This is a genomic window from Shouchella hunanensis, from assembly GCF_028735875.1.
Taxonomy (GTDB): Bacteria; Bacillota; Bacilli; order Bacillales; family Bacillaceae_D; genus Shouchella; species Shouchella hunanensis.
On record NZ_CP117834.1, the window covers coordinates 575456 to 594561 of the forward strand.

At 39.9% G+C, this 19106-nt stretch carries 22 protein-coding genes; 13 read left to right on the forward strand and 9 right to left on the reverse strand.

The annotated features are described in order from the left end of the window. Positions 1-35 precede the first annotated feature (35 nt). The 3 genes from PQ477_RS03095 to PQ477_RS03105 all read left to right on the forward strand — a co-directional run bounded on the left by PQ477_RS03095 (position 36) and on the right by PQ477_RS03105 (position 2677). On the forward strand, positions 36-227 hold the full coding sequence (locus PQ477_RS03095; protein ID WP_035397635.1) for an SE1832 family protein: 192 nt from the start codon (positions 36-38) through the stop codon (positions 225-227). A 138-nt stretch (positions 228-365) separates the two neighbouring features. Beyond that, positions 366-1658, forward strand: a complete 1293-nt coding sequence (locus PQ477_RS03100) for a glycoside hydrolase family 18 protein (RefSeq protein WP_035397637.1) — start codon at positions 366-368, stop codon at positions 1656-1658. Positions 1659-1924: 266 nt separating this feature from the next. Continuing rightward, positions 1925-2677 (forward strand): SDR family oxidoreductase, encoded by a 753-nt coding sequence (locus PQ477_RS03105; protein ID WP_144559481.1) that lies wholly within the window; start codon positions 1925-1927, stop codon positions 2675-2677. A 482-nt stretch (positions 2678-3159) separates the two neighbouring features. On the opposite strand, the gene PQ477_RS03110 is transcribed toward PQ477_RS03105, so the two are convergent. Further along, positions 3160-3993, reverse strand: a complete 834-nt coding sequence (locus PQ477_RS03110) for an NYN domain-containing protein (protein WP_035397657.1) — start codon at positions 3991-3993, stop codon at positions 3160-3162. Between the two features lie 311 nt (positions 3994-4304). Here PQ477_RS03110 and PQ477_RS03115 point away from each other — a divergent pair, with 311 nt between their 5' ends. From PQ477_RS03115 to PQ477_RS03130, 4 genes are read left to right on the forward strand one after another with little or no spacing between them, the layout of a single operon-like run. After that, complete coding sequence (locus PQ477_RS03115; RefSeq protein WP_035397640.1) at positions 4305-5129, forward strand: hypothetical protein; 825 nt, start codon at positions 4305-4307, stop codon at positions 5127-5129. Next, entirely contained in the window at positions 5129-6280 is a 1152-nt protein-coding gene (locus PQ477_RS03120; RefSeq protein ID WP_035397642.1) for a hypothetical protein, read from the forward strand. The genes PQ477_RS03115 and PQ477_RS03120 overlap by 1 nt, the downstream gene beginning before the upstream one ends. 20 nt (positions 6281-6300) lie before the next feature. Further along, the gene (locus PQ477_RS03125) at positions 6301-6687 is read left to right on the forward strand and encodes a GntR family transcriptional regulator (protein WP_035397644.1); all 387 of its coding nucleotides are present in this window, start codon (positions 6301-6303) and stop codon (positions 6685-6687) included. Then, complete coding sequence (locus PQ477_RS03130) at positions 6674-7369, forward strand: ATP-binding cassette domain-containing protein (RefSeq protein ID WP_060705717.1); 696 nt, start codon at positions 6674-6676, stop codon at positions 7367-7369. Before PQ477_RS03125 ends, PQ477_RS03130 begins: the two co-directional genes overlap by 14 nt. Before the next feature lie 4 nt (positions 7370-7373). Here the strand turns inward: PQ477_RS03130 and PQ477_RS03135 are convergent, their stop codons facing one another. Further along, a complete protein-coding gene (locus PQ477_RS03135; protein WP_035397646.1) occupies positions 7374-8138 on the reverse strand; it encodes an MBL fold metallo-hydrolase in 765 nt (254 codons plus the stop codon). A gap of 100 nt (positions 8139-8238) precedes the next feature. Here PQ477_RS03135 and PQ477_RS03140 point away from each other — a divergent pair, with 100 nt between their 5' ends. Next, positions 8239-8742: an Rrf2 family transcriptional regulator gene (locus PQ477_RS03140; protein WP_035397649.1), complete on the forward strand. Its 504-nt coding sequence runs from the start codon at positions 8239-8241 to the stop codon at positions 8740-8742. A gap of 17 nt (positions 8743-8759) precedes the next feature. Further along, entirely contained in the window at positions 8760-9605 is an 846-nt protein-coding gene (locus PQ477_RS03145) for a metallophosphoesterase (RefSeq protein WP_035397650.1), read from the forward strand. 49 nt (positions 9606-9654) lie between these two features. Here the strand turns inward: PQ477_RS03145 and PQ477_RS03150 are convergent, their stop codons facing one another. From PQ477_RS03150 to PQ477_RS03170, 5 genes are all read right to left on the reverse strand, one after another. After that, on the reverse strand, positions 9655-10317 hold the full coding sequence (locus PQ477_RS03150; RefSeq protein ID WP_144559485.1) for a type 1 glutamine amidotransferase domain-containing protein: 663 nt from the start codon (positions 10315-10317) through the stop codon (positions 9655-9657). Between the two features lie 190 nt (positions 10318-10507). After that, positions 10508-11317: a sugar-phosphatase gene (yidA, locus tag PQ477_RS03155; RefSeq protein ID WP_060705712.1), complete on the reverse strand. Its 810-nt coding sequence runs from the start codon at positions 11315-11317 to the stop codon at positions 10508-10510. 32 nt (positions 11318-11349) lie between these two features. After that, positions 11350-12288 (reverse strand): ribose-phosphate diphosphokinase, encoded by a 939-nt coding sequence (locus PQ477_RS03160; protein ID WP_035397664.1) that lies wholly within the window; start codon positions 12286-12288, stop codon positions 11350-11352. A gap of 127 nt (positions 12289-12415) precedes the next feature. After that, entirely contained in the window at positions 12416-13513 is a 1098-nt protein-coding gene (locus tag PQ477_RS03165) for a Gfo/Idh/MocA family protein (protein ID WP_274272943.1), read from the reverse strand. A 142-nt stretch (positions 13514-13655) separates the two neighbouring features. Beyond that, positions 13656-14285, reverse strand: a complete 630-nt coding sequence (locus PQ477_RS03170; RefSeq protein ID WP_144559488.1) for a D-Ala-D-Ala carboxypeptidase family metallohydrolase — start codon at positions 14283-14285, stop codon at positions 13656-13658. 148 nt (positions 14286-14433) lie between these two features. Between PQ477_RS03170 and PQ477_RS03175 the strand changes: the two genes are divergently transcribed. Continuing rightward, a complete protein-coding gene (locus tag PQ477_RS03175; protein ID WP_035395295.1) occupies positions 14434-14763 on the forward strand; it encodes an SCP2 sterol-binding domain-containing protein in 330 nt (109 codons plus the stop codon). 53 nt (positions 14764-14816) lie between these two features. Here PQ477_RS03175 and PQ477_RS03180 read toward each other — a convergent pair whose 3' ends face one another. Both PQ477_RS03180 and PQ477_RS03185 read right to left on the reverse strand, forming a co-directional pair. Next, positions 14817-14999 carry a CsbD family protein gene (locus PQ477_RS03180; RefSeq protein WP_035395297.1) on the reverse strand — a complete coding sequence of 61 codons (183 nt, stop codon included), beginning with the start codon at positions 14997-14999 and terminating at the stop codon, positions 14817-14819. 63 nt (positions 15000-15062) lie between these two features. Beyond that, the gene (locus tag PQ477_RS03185) at positions 15063-16025 is read right to left on the reverse strand and encodes a Gfo/Idh/MocA family protein (RefSeq protein ID WP_060705710.1); all 963 of its coding nucleotides are present in this window, start codon (positions 16023-16025) and stop codon (positions 15063-15065) included. A gap of 167 nt (positions 16026-16192) precedes the next feature. Here PQ477_RS03185 and PQ477_RS03190 point away from each other — a divergent pair, with 167 nt between their 5' ends. The 3 genes from PQ477_RS03190 (at position 16193) to PQ477_RS03200 (ending at position 19056) form a co-directional block, all read left to right on the forward strand. Continuing rightward, positions 16193-16441 (forward strand): YuzB family protein, encoded by a 249-nt coding sequence (locus tag PQ477_RS03190; RefSeq protein WP_035395299.1) that lies wholly within the window; start codon positions 16193-16195, stop codon positions 16439-16441. Positions 16442-16573: 132 nt separating this feature from the next. Continuing rightward, the gene (locus tag PQ477_RS03195) at positions 16574-18325 is read left to right on the forward strand and encodes a LytS/YhcK type 5TM receptor domain-containing protein (RefSeq protein WP_144559491.1); all 1752 of its coding nucleotides are present in this window, start codon (positions 16574-16576) and stop codon (positions 18323-18325) included. After that, complete coding sequence (locus PQ477_RS03200; RefSeq protein ID WP_274272944.1) at positions 18322-19056, forward strand: LytR/AlgR family response regulator transcription factor; 735 nt, start codon at positions 18322-18324, stop codon at positions 19054-19056. The genes PQ477_RS03195 and PQ477_RS03200 overlap by 4 nt, the downstream gene beginning before the upstream one ends. Positions 19057-19106: the final 50 nt, after the last annotated feature.

A 19106-nucleotide genomic window follows, 5' to 3' on the forward strand; every position in this document is an offset into this window, starting at 1 on the left:
CTTTTTTCTTTATTCCATTCTAGGGAGTGAAACGAATGAAAACCGTTCAACAATTAGAAAACGAGCTTGCAGAACTAAAGAGTGATTTTATTCGCATCCAAGGAGACGTCGAAAAAATTGAAACGATAGGCGGTAATGTAGCAAAAGCCGTTGAACAGCTAGACGCTCTCGAAAAAGAAATTGCAGATGTTAGAAATCAGCTCCGCGAAGCACTTGCCGAAACATAAACTGAACGAAGCCTGTCGACTTTTTCGACAGGCTTTTTTTAGCTGTTCCATGACACATCTCCTCATTCACATTCTTCTTTTTTTCTCTTTTTACGCATACCTTTATACAATTACTAGTACTTACAGAGGTGATGAATCGTGCAAATTCATGTTGTGCAACAAGGAGAATCACTTTACGGCATTTCTCAAGCGTACAATACCTCAGCTGAAGAGGTCATTAACGCCAATGAATTAGATGCACCCAATGAGCTTGTCGTTGGGCAGACACTCGTTATTCCGATAAATGGCCGATATTACTTTGTCCAGCCAGGAGACACGCTCACCCTCCTTTCTAATCGCTATGGTCTTCCTGTTCAAGAGATCGCTCAATTGAATCAACTTAACCCTAACCAAAATATTTATCCCGGCCAACGCCTTTACTTCCCTCCTTTACAGAAAAGCAACATTGAAACGAACGCCTACATTGAGCCTATTAATAACGTATTAAGTGAGAGTCTTATTACGGCAGCTCAGAGCGCCGTTCCATCACTTACGTACTTAGCGCCTTTCAGCTACCAAATCGAACGAGATGGCAGCCTGAGTGATTTAAACCTCGGTCCTCTGCCTGACATAGCTAGCCAGGCAGGTGCATCATTAATGATGGTCATTACGAATCTGGAGGATGGAGCCTTTAGTGGCGATCTCGGTCAAACCGTTCTAGAAAATAATTCCCTTCAAAATGCTTTACTGGACTCCATTATTGCCGAGGCAAATCGTGTCGGACGTTTTTCAGATGTACATTTTGATTTCGAATTTCTTCCAGCAACTATGCGCGAACCGTATAATCAATTTTTACGAAAAGCAGTTGAACGTTTACACCCACAAGGATTGCTCGTTTCCACTGCTCTTGCACCGAAAACAAGCGCCACCCAAACGGGTCAATGGTATGAAGCCCATGATTACGGTGCGCATGGCACTATTGTTGATTTCGTCGTATTAATGACATATGAATGGGGTTACTCAGGGGGTCCTCCTCTCGCTGTTTCCCCGATCGGTCCCGTTACCGACGTTGTCAATTATGCTCTGTCTGAGATGCCATCTGAAAAAATAATGCTCGGTCAAAATTTGTACGGCTATGATTGGACATTGCCTTATGAACCAGGTGGTGAGTATGCTCGTGCTGTAAGTCCCCAACAAGCCATTACCATTGCACGGGAAAACAATGCCGTTATTCAATACGATGAAAGCGCACAGGCTCCTTATTACTTTTATGTTGGTGAAAATGGTGCTACTCATGAGGTGTGGTTCGAAGATGCTCGATCCATTAATGCAAAATTTAATCTTATTCGCGAAAAGGAATTGCGTGGTATTAGCTATTGGAAATTAGGGCTGTCTTTCCCGCAAAACTGGCTACTATTGAACGATCAATTTACAATCACTAAGCGTAGCTAAATGAAACACGCTTTAAACGAGAATTTACCCAATTGGCCTATATGCATTCATCCTTACGGTTGGTGTTATAAGAAAAGGAAGTCATACGTTTTGGTGTGTTTAATTAGGTAAAAGGCGACATTTGTTCAAACAACGGTACAAAATTGCATATTTCATTTCACAAGTGATGAAAGCGCCACTCCATACGCTTTTATCACTTTTTCTTTCTGTTTAAAAAAATGAAAATAGGGAACTACATGCGAATAAAGAAAACGAGGTGAATCGTCATGAAGAATCTTGCCGTTATTACAGGTGCAGCTTCTGGAATTGGCCGTGCTACAGCAGATAAATTTATTAATCACAATGTGCCAGTAGCGTTAATTGATGCAAATGAAGAACAGTTAAATGAACTAAAACAAGCATACCCTCATCACTCTATTCTTGTGTATAAAGGAGATATCTCAAACAATGATGAGATGGAGCGCATTTTTTCTTCCATTGGTACCTACACCTCGTCCATTTCAACATTGTTTGCTAACGCTGGAATAAATGGGAAAGTTACTTCCATTGAAGCATTTCACCCTGATGACTGGGATCAAACCATAAACACGAACTTACGAGGTACTTTTTTAAGTGTGAAGCATGCCATTCCTTTCATGAAAAACGACGGTGGGAGTATAATTTTAACAAGCTCAGTTAATGGGACAAGAACCTTTTCCAATATCGGGATGAGCGCCTACAGCGCTTCTAAAGCAGGAATCGCCGCTTTCGGAAAGATGGCTGCACTGGAGCTTTCTTCTTATCACATTCGAGTAAATACCATCTGTCCTGGTGCTATTAAAACGAGTATTGACGAACGGACCTATCGTGATGACACTTCTTTAGAAAACCTTACGTTCAAAAAAGAAATAAGCCCTTTTCCTGTACCCGCAGCGGATCCAAGTGAAGTGGCTAATACGGTCTATTTTCTTTCTTCTCCGGAAGCAAAACATATTAGTGGCACTGAAATTGTAATAGACGCTGCACAAACACTACTATAAATCCCAATGTGAAGCTCTATCTGTTTTATCGAAGCATGAGCGAAATGGTTACAATCACAATGAGCCACATTGGGATGCTTAAGAGTACGCCCCAAAATAAACCAACTAAAAAACGAGTTCCGTACATAGGTCATCCCTCATTTGGATACGTTTTTATTTTAGTTTTGACGAAAAGATGGACAGCTATGCATGCTATTGTCCATTTTTTCTTTATACTATATGCGGCGCTTGTTTTTTTTGAACCATTTGTAAAAATTTTATGCAGGTGTTTAAATATCGAGTAAACGGGGAAAAGAAAAAATATGAGACAGATTTCTTACACATACAAAAAGAGACAAGGTATATCCCTGTCTCTCGTAACGAATTTGTCTAACGCATAAATGTTTTATCGAATTGTAACGAATCATTTGTCTATCCCTATAATATGAGAGACTTATCTACAAGTCAACCCTTAAGATTCGACAAACATATCATTCAAATCATTACGTTTTCGATAAGGGCGCTAACCAATTGCGTCCTTCTTCTGTTAACGCGATACTTGGCTTGACATCTCCGTTTTTTAACTCTTTGTTTTCCGACCCAATTAACTTTTCAATCTTTAATAAATCGATCAGTTCACTTGCAGAATTTGCTGGTATACCGAACTTCACCGAATATTGATTTCGTAACCACGGTGCACCTAGGTACAATTCGTTCTCCGTTCCAAATCTTGCTTCCCACTCTTCAATAAACCGTAAAGCGTCTAGTTTATAGGATTCTAAATGATATTCTTTTACTTCTAACTGTAAAAATTCTCTTAAGTCCTCACTATAATGAGAGTAATTCGTTATATCCGTATGCTTTGGTGCGGCTTCAGATAAATAATAGAGTTCGACTCGCTTTCCTTTGTACATTAATCGGCTCATAATCGGTACCATATCACTATCCGCAGTGACAAACACATAACATGAAATATTTTCATCTTTATACGTCATTTCAATTGCATCTATACAAAGCTCAATATCAGAAGAGTTCTTCCGAGAATCTCCTTCTTTATCATTTGAGTATACATGGCGTATTTGAACGCGTTGTTTTTGCAGATCCGTTAAGCTAGAACGGATTCGTTGAAAATCTGCATACGCTCGAAACGTTCGCACTTGATCCTGACCATAACGTTCCCATAAAGAATTGAATAGATTCTTTTCTTCACTCTCATGATTTGGATTATGATTATAGCGATTCATTAATGTCCAATAGACATTATCATAATCAACAAAGATCGCAATGTTCTCGTGATCTCCTGTATGAAATGCACTTTCTATCTGTCCTCTACTCATTCTATTAACCGCCTTTGAACGATCGTACGTTGCCCTCAATTGACGGTCTTCCTCCTATTCATTTCCATGAGGCACATGGCTTATCACGAATATGCTCAATATCTTTAAGAATATCCTTAGTGTACGACAAAATCGAATCGTTGCCTACACGAATTTCGTAATTTTACATTGGGCAATATGACAGCCCCATGCTTATTAAATACCAGAAAAAAGTGAAAAAAAACAGAAAATAGGTTTGACAACTCACTGTATGAGTCATATAATACACACATCAAGTGTATGAACCAAATAATACATACAGGGGGTTAGTTATGTCGATTATTAAACTCATGATGTTTGAGTACAAACGAATTTGGAAACTCTATCTTGCCTTGGTAATAGCTGTTACCTGCATTCAATTGTTCTTTATATGGTACGGCTCTTATACCCATGCGGAGATGTATAAAGAACTTGCGAGAGAAAGTGGACGTACATACTATCAGATCGCACAGCAAGACCAGTTATCCTTTGTCCATGTCTTTAATAGCTTTCCTATCCATGCTTCTATCATGATATCCATTGCCGCTTTGTTGCTTTATAGCTGCTTCATTTGGTACAGAGATTGGGTTGGGAAATATCCGATGGCACAGCGACTCTTAACGCTCCCTATCCATCGATCTGCTCTTTACTTTTCAAAATTAGGTACGATTTTCACTTTTGTCTTAGGAATGATTGCACTTCAATATCTTATTATACTTGCAGGAATAGGACTTGTTCACTTAACTGTCCCTAGCGAATTTTTACAGGGCAATCCACTTGTACTTTCATCAATTGCAAGATTTTCACAGGTATTTTCGGTAATTTTACCGCTTACATTTAAATCCTTTTTATTAATGTATGGAACTGGCTTCACGTTCTTAACCGTCGCTTTTACTGTTATCGTCATTGAACGTTCGTTTCGGATGAAAGGGTGGTTTATTGGTGCAGCTTATATGGCTATTGCTGTGGCGTTCAATGGACTTGGCACGTACATATCGTTGAAATTACATTTATTTGAAAGTGAAGTCTTTATCGTATTCGGTTTCACATTAGTAATCACGAGCATTCTTTCTAGCCTGCTATGTATCTATCTCTTACAACGAAAGGTGACGGTTTAATGAAACAAAAACGGTATTTTTTATTTAGTTTCTTTTTTTTCTTTATCATAGCTACATTTGTGACAGTATTTACCGTTAACGCAATTGAAGAACGATTTGTTCAGCATCCACTTGAATGGGAGCTTGTTGAAGGGGATCGGCATTTCTTTGAACAGCTTTCTTTTGAAGGCTATGGACTAGGAAATGGTTCTCGTTCTTACCTATTTCAAAAAGAACGTGATTCGATTGAATTGAGCCCTATCCGTCGATCACTTGATGGTCACATGAGCTATAGCGCGCAAGCTGAACACATTTTACACGAGGATCGAAGGTTTTTCCGACTTCCACCTATGGAGCGAAACCTTGTATTGGAGAGCGAGGACTACTTGATTGCTGTTGGATCAAAGGAATCCTACGATGATGGGTATAAACAATTTTTAACAATTCATTCTAAGGAAAAACAAGGGGTTCAAAAAGAACCCCTTTCTATCCCTATTGATCAACACTATTTTTCCAACCTTGATGGCATCATTCAAGGGGATCGACTCCTTCTTTTAGCTGGAGACTATACGTATTTAGAACAAGAAGGCTTTCTTAATGCATACGAAATCGATTTGGGGACGAATACAGTGGTTCATTCAGATACCATAGTCGGCCCACAATTCATCGAGGGACTAGGAACGGAATTTGATGATTTTCAGTATGCGCATGAACCTCATACCGTTACATTTCATCCAGATCAGCCTGTAGCAATTTACATCCATGAGCGTTCAGACGGCAAAATGGGCTACAGTATTTATCACTTTCAATCACAAAAACTCTATACACTTGAGACAAGTCAAACCTATCAAGATACACTGATTGCGCCTTCGCCTGATGGTTTTCACCTCTTAGAAAAACGAAATACAAAAGGGCATCTACTAACCGTCACACTAAATGATGATGGCATCGTTTCTGAAGAACTGCTTGAATTAGATTTACCTGCTTTGCGCCTTACAAGTAGCTTTGCTTATCATAATAATCAGCTTGCGTTGCTTCGTCAGGAAGATGGATCAGAATATCAACTAGAGCTCTTTCATGTTTCTGATAACAATCCTTTACTATCAGCAAAACTACCAATTAAAAAAGAGCATGGAATTGTTCAGATTACATCTATGCAGTTCGAAGAATAAGAGGGGGGACAGAAAAAGACATGAATATATTGTTTAACAACCGTGAACCCGTCTACATTCAAGTCATTCGACATTTTAAAGAACAAATCGCACTCGGTCATTTAGTCGCTGGTCAAGAGATCCCCTCTCGTCGTGAACTTGGCTCAACGTTAAAGATTAATCCGAACACCGCCCAACGTGCTTATAAAGAAATGGAGGAACAACAATTGATTGAAACGGAACGGAATAAACCAAGTCGTATTACGCAAGATCAAGAGATTCTAAACCAAATTCGAGCGGAACTAATTCACGAATCCGTCGATCTCTTTCTCGATTCTATGAAAACAATCAATGTGTCTGTTGATGAGCTCATTTCAATTATTCGCAATCGCTATGAGGACGGAGGTACATCCCATGATTCACGTTGAAAAGCTTTCAAAATCATTTGGTCGTAAGGTGATTTTTGATCAAATTCGTTTCACTGCTGAAAAAGGGGAAATCACTTGTTTGATTGGCATTAATGGGGTGGGGAAAACAACGTTACTAAAAGCTATTGCAAACTTAACGCCTGTTAACAGTGGCCAGGTTACAATTGACGGCGAGCCGCTGCGAGCACAACAGTATCGAGACATTGTCTTTATTCCAGATGTACTTCCTATGGCACCTAGTTTTTCGATCCAAGAAGCCATTGACTTTATGAAAGACTTTTATCCGAATTGGAATAATGAGCGCTGTAGCGAACTGCTTACATTCTTTAGGCTAGATCAGCATCAAAAGCTTAGTCATTTATCGAAAGGGAATGTTGCAAAAGTCAATCTCGTTCTCGGTTTATCAGTAGATTCCTGCTATATTTTAATGGATGAGCCTTTCTCTGGTATTGACATTTTTAGTAGAGAAGAAATTGCCTCGCTCTTTTCAAGCGGATTTCTTGAAGACAAAGGAATTTTAGTGACGACCCATGAAATACGTGATATTGAGCACCTAATAGATAAAGCCGTATTATTAAAAGATGGAACAGTAGTGAAGGAGTTCTATACAGAAGATTTACGACTAGAAGAAGGCAAATCGATTGAAGATGTGATGAGGGATATTTATATAAACCATGGCTAGAGGATTATCCTCTAGCCACTTCTTTCACTTGATAATCTGTTGCAACTTGAAAACCTTTTTCTTTGACTTCATTAGTAGGAAAGGTCTCATCCAAATGCATGCAGCAAATTGCGTGACGTTTCGCTGTTGGGATAAGGTCTTCAAGCTTTGAAAGCGAAAGATGCACGTTCCCAGGATAGTCTAAAAAGGATGTATCTTGGTAAACCATCTGATAAAAATCTTCATTCATCCGGTTTAAAACAGGTTGGGGTATGTTTTTTGCATCGCCACTATAATAAAAATGTTCGTTTTTCGCTTGGTGCACACATTCATAGCTATAACACTCTAAATGTGGAGCGTGTTCAGCAGGAAAAGCCGTTACATTGTATGGTCCAAAAGCCGAGTCTTCCTCTAATGATTGCCAAATGGCCTGTCCTTCTTCAACGCCCATTCGCATCAGTAAATCTTTTGCATGCATAAGCAATGTCCGTGGTGCCTTAATGCAGAGCTTCGCCTTAAAGGCTGGCGCCATTTTTATGTAGGAATAAAAAATAAAATCTCCTAATGAACCAATGTGATCGGGATGGGTATGGGTTAACATAACCGTTATTCTTTCAACATTTTCTAAGACACGAAAGCGAAGAAGTCGTTCAAATGTGGCACTCCCACAGTCAAACATGCCTAACTCCTGATTATGATAAAAATATCCGCCGTTGTTTCCTAACGCTGTATGAAAAGCACTACCGCATCCTATAAACGTTAGTGGTGATGTGAATCCTTCATCTGACAATGGCTATCCATCCTCTCTTTTTTAAAAAGCATTTGCGTTGCTGTCTTGTTCACTTTATAGTAAAACAAAGAGCAATTTATTAAAAGGGTGCGATCCAATAATGAAAGTAAAAAGTGGTGTTGAGCAAGCGGTTTGTATACTTGTTATGCTTGCGACGCAATCAAATCAACAATATGTTAAAAGCGATACCATCTCGACACGATTGCATGTCTCACCATCTTATTTAAAGAAAGTGATGCGCAAGCTTGTCGTTCACGAATTAATTAAATCGACACCAGGAAACAGCGGAGGATTTTCACTAGCGCGTCCAGCTGAGTCGATTACGATGCTTGATATTGTACGAGCTATTGAAGGAGAAGGCTCTTTCATGAAATCAGAAGGTTTAATCGAACGGGTCTTTCCAGAAACTGATGCTGCTAAAATTGGCTCTCTACAACTTGAAGCCATTTTTTCCGATGCACAAGATGCTTATTTTCATTCACTAAAAAAAGTCTCGTTAAAAGACGCTTTGCTGTCAACATTGAATCGAGACAGCATTCAGCTTGTGGATTGGAACGATTCATTTGGACAAACAGATATTGAGAAACTTCAGAATGAACGTTAAGAAAAGGAGCTATCCTGTTGTTTAGTCGCAAAACCATTCTTGTGTTACTCCTTCTATTCATTGTAGCCATATACTTTTTCTATACACAAAACCACAGAATCGTCCTGTCCAGTCATTCAATCGAAGTAGCACAAATGGATGCTGAACACAATGGTATCACCATCGTCCATTTATCTGATCTACATTCAGCAGAATTCGGTGAAAAAAATGAACGTCTCATACAAATCGTACAGCAAGAAGACCCGAGCTTCATCTTCATGACCGGTGATTTGATTGATTCCTATACGTCGAACAATGGAGAAGGCGTTGATTTAATGAAGGAATTGGTTTCCATTGCACCAACCTATTATGTAACTGGAAATCACGAATGGCGCTTAGGTATTGTCGAGGGGCTAGAAGAGACACTTGATGAAATTGGTGTAACGGTACTAAGAAATGAATCATTAACGATCGAGCACGAAGGGTTTTCTTTTCAACTAGTCGGTATTGATGATCCTGATTCTAGGGGGACTGCTTCTCCAGAAGAGATCGTAAGGGATTTATTGGATGAAGCGATTCCAGCTACTGCAGCAGATTCTTATACGATACTCCTGTCCCACCGACCAGAAGTGTTTTCGATCTATCAAGATTCAAGTGCAGACTTGGTGTTTTCAGGGCATGCTCATGGGGGTCAAGTTCGCCTTCCTTTTATTGGCGGTTTACTTGCTCCTGGTCAAGGGCTTTTTCCAGACTATAGCGAAGGCTTATATGAGGAAGAGGATACTAAAATGATTGTGAGTAGAGGCTTAGGAAACAGTCTTTTTCCCCTTCGCTTATTTAATCGACCGGAAGTTATTCGAATTGATCTTCAACCCCCTTCATAAGTAAAGGCAAAAAAACACACTCCGTTAGGAAATCGGAGTGTGTTCTTTGTTATATCGCTTTAATAAATTGTTTTGCCGTTTCAATGGATGATTGTGGATTTTGACCCGTCACAAGCTTCCCATCAGCGTATACATTTTCTTCCCAATCTCCTTTACCTACGAATAGAGCGCCCTCTTTTCTTAGACGCGTTTCTAATAGGAAAGGCATTTGATTGACTAATTCAACGCCTTCTTCTTCTGTATTCGTGAAGGACGTCACTTTTCGATTCGCAACAAGAAACTCACCATTTTCCAGCAATACGCCTGTTAATGCTGCCGGTCCGTGGCAAACAGCTCCAATCACTTTATCCGCTTCATAAAAATCACGTAATAGTTGCTGGAGTTCTGGGTTGTCTGCTAAATCAAACATCGCCCCATGACCACCAGGCATAAAGATCCCATCATAATCAGCTGATTGAATCTCTGCCAATGGAATGGTTCGCTTCAACATCTCCGCTAGTTCATGCCATTGCTCAGGAATGATGCCATTCTCTAAACTGGCATCATCGATTGGTGATTCACCACCTTTTGGGCTTGCAACTGTTACATGGTAACCAGCTTTAGTAAATTCTTCATACGGCTCTGTAAACTCCGATAACCAAATTCCTGCAAACTGTTCATTATTCATTTTTGCGCCGTTTGTTACGACCATTAGTAGTTGTTTTGTACTCAAGATGACCTCTCCCTTTTTGTCTGCTACTCTTCTCTTCCCTTACCGTTTCTTCATTAAACAAGAAAAAGAAAGACAACGTACGATTTACGCATTCATCATCATGCTAGCGGACAGACCTCTACTCACCTGCTCTCGTACAAAAAAGAAGTGCTCGATTAAGGTTAGAGACCTTAACGAACACCCCTCTCGGTTAATTCAACACATTCATTCGAATAGCATGTGCAACGCCATCTTCGTTATTTGACTTTGTAATATAATCAGCCGCTTCCTTTAATTCAGGAATGGCGTTTTCCATTGCTACGCCACAGCCTGCAAACTGTATCATCGACAAGTCATTCCCATTGTCTCCAATACACATGACTTCTTCTCGTGTGATGCCAAGCTTGCCTGCTAGCTGTTTGACCGCATTTCCTTTACTTGCCTCCGGATGGAGAATTTCCAAGAAGAAAGGAGCGCTTTGAACCATTTCATAACGTTCTTTTAATGAAGCTGGAATCGCCGCTTTTGTTTCCTCAAGACGATTTGGTTCATCAATGAACATGACCTTTGGTATGACAATATCTTTATCAAGTTCTTCCTTTGTTCGAAAACTTAGAGGCACTTGTGTAACATACGATTCATATATGGTATAAGGCGAAACGTCCTTATTAAATGTATATAACTTCGCTTGATCAAAGAAATGCATCGGTGTTTGAAGAGCTTCTGCCGTAGCAGACAATTCAAGTAAATCATCATAGTGTAACGTTAGTGAGACAACATTTTCATTTGTATGCGTGTTTTGTACAAGTGAACCGTTGTACGCAATCACATAATCATCTTCATCCGTTAATTCTAATTCCTTTAAATAGCGCGTAACGCCCCCAAGCGGTCTTCCTGTGCATAAAACAACCGTTACTCCAGCTGCTTTAGCCTCTTGTAACGCAGCTTTCACTCCTGGGGTTACGTGATGTTGATCATTTAACAACGTTCCATCCATATCAATGGCAATTAATTTATACATCTCTCTACTCCACTCCTTATTCACGAGCGAACTTATTGAAACAACGTGCTAACAGATTGTTCCTTATAAATTCGATAGATCGCATCAGCTAACAAACCTGCCATTGATAAAATGGTCATATTATCAAGCTGTTTTTCTTTAGGTAATTCAATCGTATTCGTCACAACAATTTCTTTTATTGGTGCAATGGCTAGCCGCTCGATTGCTGGTCCTGTCAGTACTGGATGGGTACAACACGTGTACACATCTTTAGCACCGTTTTCCACCAAAGAATGAGCAGCTAATGTTACCGTTGCTGCTGTATCAATGAGGTCATCAATAATAATGGCATCCATTCCTTTTACTTCACCTACAATGTCAATCGCTTGCGCAAAACCAGGTTCAGGTTGACGCTTATCAACAAAAGCAATCGGTGCATCAATATATTCGGCTAGCTTCCTTGCTCGTCCTAAGCCCGATGTATTTGGAGCAACGACGACAGGATTCACAAGATTTTTCTTGATATAATGCTGTGCCAGCAACGGTATTCCTTGCAATGGATCCACAGGAATATTAAAGAAACCTTGAATTTGTGGAGCATGTAAATCGACTGTTACAACTCGGTCTGCCCCCGCAGTTTCAAGTAGATTCGCAATAAGCTTTGCAGCTATTGGCTCCCGAGAACGAGCTTTTCGATCCTGTCTAGCATACCCAAAGTAAGGTATAACAACATTAATTTCCCCTGCTGAAGCTCGTTTTAATGCGTCAATCATAATGAGTAATTCAATCACATGCTCATTTCCCGGCTGAGAAGTTGATTGTAAAATAAATACCTTAGCCCCACGAACACTTTCTTGAATATGAATTTGCACTTCACCGTCACTAAAGCGATTCACTGTGCATTCTCCAATTGTACAACCAAGTTGATCGGCAACTTCTTGCGTTAACAATGGGTTTGATTGAATGGTAAACAGTTTAAATTTATCGTTCATTACATAACTCACGAAACCGCCTCCTACTCGTCCTAAAATCGTCTTAATTGTAGCTTACTTTCGAGCGGAATACAAAGTGTTACACTACAAAAAAAGCGTTCCTCTAATAAGAAGAACACTTTCACTCTTAAAAACCTCTTGTCGTCATAGACAACGGCAATAATTCAGGGATGCTACATGTACTTACCATTTGATAATGCTTTTCTTCTATTGACGAACGTAAAATGCCGTGCATCGCTTCAAGCACATGATAAGCTAGTGCATCACTCGCACGATGGGCACGCTTTTCCTTAATTGCCGCAACCATATCTAAAACACCTAGACCTCGACTATTTTCTTGAAAACCATAAGTAAGCGGTACTTCTTGAAACGCAACCTCCCCTTGTTTCTTGAAGAAGAGAGGTCCTCCAAATGTATTTGGATCTGGCAATATAAGAGAACCTCTTGTGCCGTGTATTTCTAAATTCGGTGTTTGTGATCCCCATACATCAAAGCTCGTAATTAACGTTCCGATTGTTCCATTCTCAAAGTCTACTATACTAGACAAATGTGTCTCTACTTCTACTTGCATTGTCTCACCAAAACGGGGAAGGGATGTAATGTTACGTTCCTCAAATGCCTTTCCTGTAGAGGATGTAAGTCGCTTAATCGGACCTAGTATTGATACAAGAGCTGTTAAGTAATAGGGACCCATATCAAATAAAGGTCCAGCACCTTCTTTATAAAAGAAGTCCGGGTTCGGATGCCAGTCCTCAGGTCCATGGCTCATCATAAATCCATTAGCCGATACTGGTCTGCCAATCCAACCATCTTCTATTAGTTTCTTTGCCGTTTGAAGGCCACCACCTAAAAAAGTATCTGGGGCAGCTCCTAAATAAAGATTTTTTTCCTTGGCTAGTTTTCTAAGCTCCTCCGCTTCAGTTAAGGACAATGCTAACGGCTTTTCGCCATACGCATGTTTCCCAGCTTCTAATGCACGTTTATGAACGGCATAATGAGCAGAAGGAATCGTTAAGTTAATGACAAGCTCAATTCGCTCATCTTGAAAGAAATCGTCCATTGATAAGGCTTCTATTTCTTTGTAATTAGCTGCTTTTTGAGTTGCTTGAGCCATATTTAGATCGGTACAGGCAATAATTTGTATATCATCAAACCGATTATTTAATTGAAAATAGATATCGCTAATATTCCCACAACCAACTACTCCAGCTTTTAAAACGCTCACGTGAAATCCACTCCCTTAAAATCCTAACGTTTATTATAGCGCTTTCAAGAACAAACGACAATAACACATATTGTCTATACAAAAAAGCACTAGGAGACGCTGTCGATTAGCCATTCGTCTCTCTAGCACTTTTCGTAGTAACTTATGGCCAGTAATAGCCTCCACCCGTGGTTTCTGCTCGACTATCCACATGCGTAAATGTTTGATAAATAATGATGCCACTAAACCCACAAGTCCGTGCAGTATTTGCTTTCCTTGTTGGTGTTGTTGACGATGAGACATCTGCTGCTGATCCATATAGATGCTGACTGTTACTTGCTCCACCTACACTTGAATTATGACTGCGACTACGGAAGCCGGAATTTATCGTTAATGGGATGTTCCCTAATTTGCGCCTCTTTGCCTCAAGTTTATACATTAAACGACGGACATTTTCTTGTACTTGAGTAGCCGATACTGCGCCTCCTGTAAACCTTGATCCATCTCTTGAATGAAACTCACTCCAGTTAAAATGTCTGGTCGAACCGTCAGCTGCTTCAAGATTGTTTAACGCGGTATGCGTTTGTGGTCCAGCAACTCCATCAGCAGATAAGTTGTAGCTTGATTGAAACCTACGAACAGCTCCTTCTGTTGCTGGTCCAAATTGACCGTCTACAGTAATATGAGTTCGACTTGCTGATGCAGCTGCATAGCCTGCCACCCGAATTTGTAATTCTCGAACATCATTCCCACTCATGCCACTTCTCAGTGTTCTCGTCCATTGATACGCCATCTTTATACCCCTCTTCTTTGATTTAGCAAGCGCTTGCTGTTTTTTAAAGAGAAGCAAATGAAGAAAAATAAAACGATGTAAAAAACTTTTCACCCACTATCATGTACGATATAATGAATGAATAATCATTCATAAAAGGAGATGTAGCATGACGACAGAAGAGAAATTATATGCCCTCGCAAATCAAATAAACAATCATCCTGACAACATTCGTGATTTTAATCGTTCTTACCAATTTGAACTAAAACCAGAAGCTCGTTATAGCGTGACGTTTTCTAATGGCGCTGTAACGATTGAAAAAGAACCTATAAAGAACGAAGAAGCCTGTATACTGAAATTGAGCGAAGCGAACTTGCATAAGCTATTAGAGGGAAATTGGAATCCTACTGTCGCTTATATGACGGGACAATTAAAAGTAGATGGTGATGTCCGTCACGCCCTTAAACTCCATGAGATCGTCAAACAGTACACAGGATGAACACGAAAAAACCGACCTCGCTTATTGAGAGTCGGTTTTCTAACATGGAAAGCTTATTCGTTTGTTTTATTTTTGATATCACCTTTAGTATCTTGTACTTCGCCTTTAACTTTATCTTTTTTTCCTTCTGCTTGCATTTTTTTATTATTCGTAAGGTTTCCTACTGCATCTTTCACAGCACCTTTTGCTTTATTGCCAGCACCTTTTGCTTTGTCTCCAGTTCCGTTATCACTCATGAAAAACGCCTCCTTCTTGTCTATTTCTTTATATAGACGTTTTCCAAGGTTTCTAAACATTTATCAAGAAGAGCTCTGTTGACTCCACTGATGGCGCACTTCATCCATTAACGTCATCACATCGGTTGAATAGGTTAGATAGGATTGATCCATTCCACTAACGCTTGATTCCATTGCTTTAATTTCATTCACTAATGCTTCCGAAGATAGACCTGCTTTTATAACCTCTGAATTCCCATCATGCCATGTTAATGTAGCTTGTTCAGCACGTGGAAAATCGTCTACTGTAATAAAACCGTTCTCACAGGCAATTAATCCACGCTTTGGCATTTTCCCTCGAAATGCAAGCGAAATGGTTACAATTTCATCGGTTGGTGTTTTTAGTACAATGGCCGATTGTTCATCTACGTTTGTTTCAGCTGCTTTCATTGTTGTTAGCACTTGCGTAGGCTGCTCTGAAAGAAAGAAACGAGCAAACGATAATGCGTATGTGCCAATATCCAAAAGCGCACCACCAGCTAAATCCGGGTTGTAAAAACGATTGCTCGGATCAAATGGTTTACGACTTCCGAATGTCACATTAATCGTTTTAACTGAACCTAATCGATTGCTTTTCATTAAATCCTTCAGTGTATGATACAAAGGCATATGATAGATGGTCATTGCTTCCATTAAAATAAGGTTGTTCTTCTCAGCAAGCTGGATAAGTTCCTTTAACTCCCCACCATTAATAGTAATCGCTTTTTCACATAATACATGCTTCCCATTCTCTAGAGCTTCTTTTATGTATTTATGGTGACTCGCGTGTGGTGTAGCCACATAGATAATATCTATTTTTGGATCTGTCATTAACGATTTATATTGACCGTACGCTTTTGTGGCACGATGTTCACTAGCAAATGCCTTTGCTTTTTCGATTGAACGAGAACCGACAGCGTACAATTCCCCATGATAGGATGTTAATGCATTGGCAAAGTCTGCTGCAATTGAACCGAGACCAAGAATACCCCAATTGTATGTACTCATAAAATAACCACTCCTTCTTTCAATACGTTCATTGTACAGAAGACGAGAGGGAACGACTACTAAAACGTATTGATCGACAAGCCAGGCACTAGAATTCTATCTAGTCATCCTATATAATGAACTATTAACTTCTTCTTACATGCATACAAGTCGAAAGGGTGGAACACATGGGCATAATTGTTGTGGAAGTCTGTGATGGAAACCTGATGAGTCGAGTAGACCTAGAAAATCTATTGGAGTCAGAGTACCCAGAAGTTGCCGTCATGGATAATGAATGCCTTTCCTTTTGCGGGCTTTGTGCGGTTAGACCGTACGCAATTGTAAATGGTACCCGTATTTTTGGTGCCACCGCAGAAGAATGCATATCAAAAATAAAACACCGTATTGAGTTGGAGCTTGCGTTGTACGAGCTTTAATTTATAAATAAACGTCACATACCGTGGCGTTTTTTCACTGCTTTCACTTGATAAACACATACATAGTCGACTACGTTTTTCATTATAGGCAACACTAAAAATGATTTTAACGAATGTATAGGAGTTTAACCAATGTTTGAATTACTTCTTCTTATGCTAGAGAGGCTTGGCCTCATTGTCATGCTTGCTTTTATTGCCACACGATTTCGCTTTTTCCGCAAGATGGCTTCATCCATTGAATTATCTATTAAGCAAAAAACAACTGCCATTTTATTTTTCGGAGTGTTTGGCATTATTGGAACCTATTCTGGGGTGACATTTCAACCAGAGTCACTTGCATTAGAACGCTTTACCTTCGCCATTCCAGATGATGCGGCCATCGCTAATTTTCGTGTTATTGGCGTCATGCTCGCTGGCTTATTTGGAGGTATGAAAGTTGGTTTAGGTGCAGGCTTAATTGCTGGCATTCACCGAATGATGCTTGGCGGATTTACAGCGGTAGCGTGTGGCGTCGCTTCCATTTTAGCTGGTGTATTAGCGGCCTATTACCGAAAAAAAAATCCCCAAGTCATTTACCAACCACTACACATTATGATCCTTGGTGCTTTAGCAGAAGCCATGCAAATGGGGTTAATCGCCATTCTTGCTACACCAACAACGAGAGCGATTGAACTTGTACAGCTTATTGGAATACCGATGATTATCGCAAACGGGATTGGCTGTGTATTGTTCTTTCTTATAATTCAAAGTGTATCAAAAGAAGAGCAAAAGGCAGGGGCGTTGCAAGCGCAGAAAAGTTTGCGAATTGCTGAACAAACACTTGTTTATTTAAAGCATGGCCTGAGCAACCAATCTGCCTTTAACGTGTGCACGATTCTGTATAAAGAATTAAATGCTTGTGCAGTCGCTATGACGGACCGCAGCCTTATTTTATCCCATATTGGTGTAGGAGCCGATCACCATAAAGCAAATATGGTGATCCAAACGCAGTTAACATCAGAGGTCATGAAGCAGAAAAGAATGATCATTGCTAGTGACGACGAAATACATTGCAAGGAATCTCAATGCCCGTTAGGAGCAGCTGTTATTGCACCGCTTATTATTCGCGATAACGTTGTTGGAACGTTAAAGTTTTATTATCATTCTAAAAAAGACATTACAGCCCTTGAGACTGAAATGCTTTCTGGACTGACAAAATTGCTGAGCAGTCAGCTTGAATTAGCTGAGGCCGACCGAGCATACCAGTTAGCAAAAGATGCTGAGGTAAACGCACTTCAAGCGCAAATTAGTCCGCATTTTCTCTTTAACACACTCAATACTGTTATTTCGCTTATTCGACTAGACCCTAAAAAAGCAAGAACGATGCTACACTCATTATCGCAGTTTTTACGTCACAACGTTTCTGCTACAACTGTGACTTTTCACTCTTTAAAAGAAGAACTTCAGCATATACAAGCTTATTTATCAATTGAAGAAGTGCGGTTTGAAGATCGTTTATCAGTTACGTATACCATTGAGGAAGAACTACAAGCCGTCTCCATCCCCCCATTAACGTTGCAACCTTTGGTGGAAAACGCCGTTAAACATGGCTTTCGCAATAAACGCTTTAACTGTGAACTTACCATCCACGTATTTCATCATGGTGACAAGGTTGGACTACGTGTACGTGATAATGGTGAAGGGTTCGACGAATCGATGCTAAACCTAAATGAACGTGGACAAAAGACTGACTCAAGCACAGGAATTGGTATCTACAATAGTAATAAACGCTTGCAGATGATGTTCGGAGAGTCTGCCTCACTCCGTTTCAGTACGGAACTTGGAAAAGGCACGACGGTTGAATGTTATATTCCAAAATCAACTCGAAAGGAGACGGTAGAATGACGATTACTAAGATACGAACAATTATTGTTGATGACGAAAAATATGGACGTGAAGAGCTCCATTATTTACTCCGAGTTTTTCCGAACATTGTTATCGTTGGTGAAGCTCAATCGGGTACAGAAGCGATTGCCAAGGTGATGGAATTGCAGCCAGACCTGCTCTTTCTTGATATTGAGATGCCAGAAATGAACGGGAAAGATGTGGCGACCATCATTAAGCAGATGAAGCAACCACCTTATATTGTTTTTGCTACTGCTTATCCACAGTTCGCCGTTGACGCGTTTCAACTACAAGCAAAAGGCTATCTTGTCAAGCCCATTGATGAGGTACAGCTCGCTGAAACCATTTCACAAGTAGAAGATGCTTTAGATATAAAAAGCACACAGGAAAAAACAAACCTAACAGCAAAGCTCGCTGTTGATAAAGAGGATACCATTCATTTTCTCGATCCTGAGTCCATTCTTTACGCATATCGAGACGATAAAAATACAAAAGTCCAAACAAACGTAGCCGCTTACGAAAGCAAGTTAACGTTAAAAGAGTTAGAACATCGACTCGCTCCCTACGCTTTTTTCCGGGTTCACAAAAGCTATTTAGTGAACACTGCCTACATTTCAGAAATGAATGCATGGTTTAATGGAGCGTATCAATTAACGTTAACAGGCGTTTCAGAACAAATACCAGTAAGTCGTAATTATGTCAAACCATTGCGAAAAATGATTGAATTATAGAGCCGACACTTTGGCTCTATTTTTCTGCATGTTGATCACTAATTTTGACA

Bases quoted from the DNA above. Each gene is read 5' to 3' on its own strand.
- PQ477_RS03110 (WP_035397657.1), bottom strand. From the start codon at position 3,993: ATGAGTAGAGGACAGATAGAAAGTGCATTTCATACAGGAGATCACGAG.
- yidA (WP_060705712.1), bottom strand. From the start codon at position 11,317: ATGTATAAATTAATTGCCATTGATATGGATGGAACGTTGTTAAATGAT.
- PQ477_RS03180 (WP_035395297.1), bottom strand. From the start codon at position 14,999: ATGAGTGATAACGGAACTGGAGACAAAGCAAAAGGTGCTGGCAATAAA.
- PQ477_RS03200 (WP_274272944.1), top strand. From the start codon at position 18,322: ATGACGATTACTAAGATACGAACAATTATTGTTGATGACGAAAAATAT.
- PQ477_RS03105 (WP_144559481.1), top strand. From the start codon at position 1,925: ATGAAGAATCTTGCCGTTATTACAGGTGCAGCTTCTGGAATTGGCCGT.
- PQ477_RS03115 (WP_035397640.1), top strand. From the start codon at position 4,305: ATGTCGATTATTAAACTCATGATGTTTGAGTACAAACGAATTTGGAAA.
- PQ477_RS03185 (WP_060705710.1), bottom strand. From the start codon at position 16,025: ATGAGTACATACAATTGGGGTATTCTTGGTCTCGGTTCAATTGCAGCA.
- PQ477_RS03190 (WP_035395299.1), top strand. From the start codon at position 16,193: ATGGGCATAATTGTTGTGGAAGTCTGTGATGGAAACCTGATGAGTCGA.
- PQ477_RS03130 (WP_060705717.1), top strand. From the start codon at position 6,674: ATGATTCACGTTGAAAAGCTTTCAAAATCATTTGGTCGTAAGGTGATT.
- PQ477_RS03140 (WP_035397649.1), top strand. From the start codon at position 8,239: ATGAAAGTAAAAAGTGGTGTTGAGCAAGCGGTTTGTATACTTGTTATG.
- PQ477_RS03160 (WP_035397664.1), bottom strand. From the start codon at position 12,288: ATGAACGATAAATTTAAACTGTTTACCATTCAATCAAACCCATTGTTA.
- PQ477_RS03195 (WP_144559491.1), top strand. From the start codon at position 16,574: ATGTTTGAATTACTTCTTCTTATGCTAGAGAGGCTTGGCCTCATTGTC.
- PQ477_RS03170 (WP_144559488.1), bottom strand. From the start codon at position 14,285: ATGGCGTATCAATGGACGAGAACACTGAGAAGTGGCATGAGTGGGAAT.
- PQ477_RS03095 (WP_035397635.1), top strand. From the start codon at position 36: ATGAAAACCGTTCAACAATTAGAAAACGAGCTTGCAGAACTAAAGAGT.
- PQ477_RS03125 (WP_035397644.1), top strand. From the start codon at position 6,301: ATGAATATATTGTTTAACAACCGTGAACCCGTCTACATTCAAGTCATT.
- PQ477_RS03120 (WP_035397642.1), top strand. From the start codon at position 5,129: ATGAAACAAAAACGGTATTTTTTATTTAGTTTCTTTTTTTTCTTTATC.
- PQ477_RS03175 (WP_035395295.1), top strand. From the start codon at position 14,434: ATGACGACAGAAGAGAAATTATATGCCCTCGCAAATCAAATAAACAAT.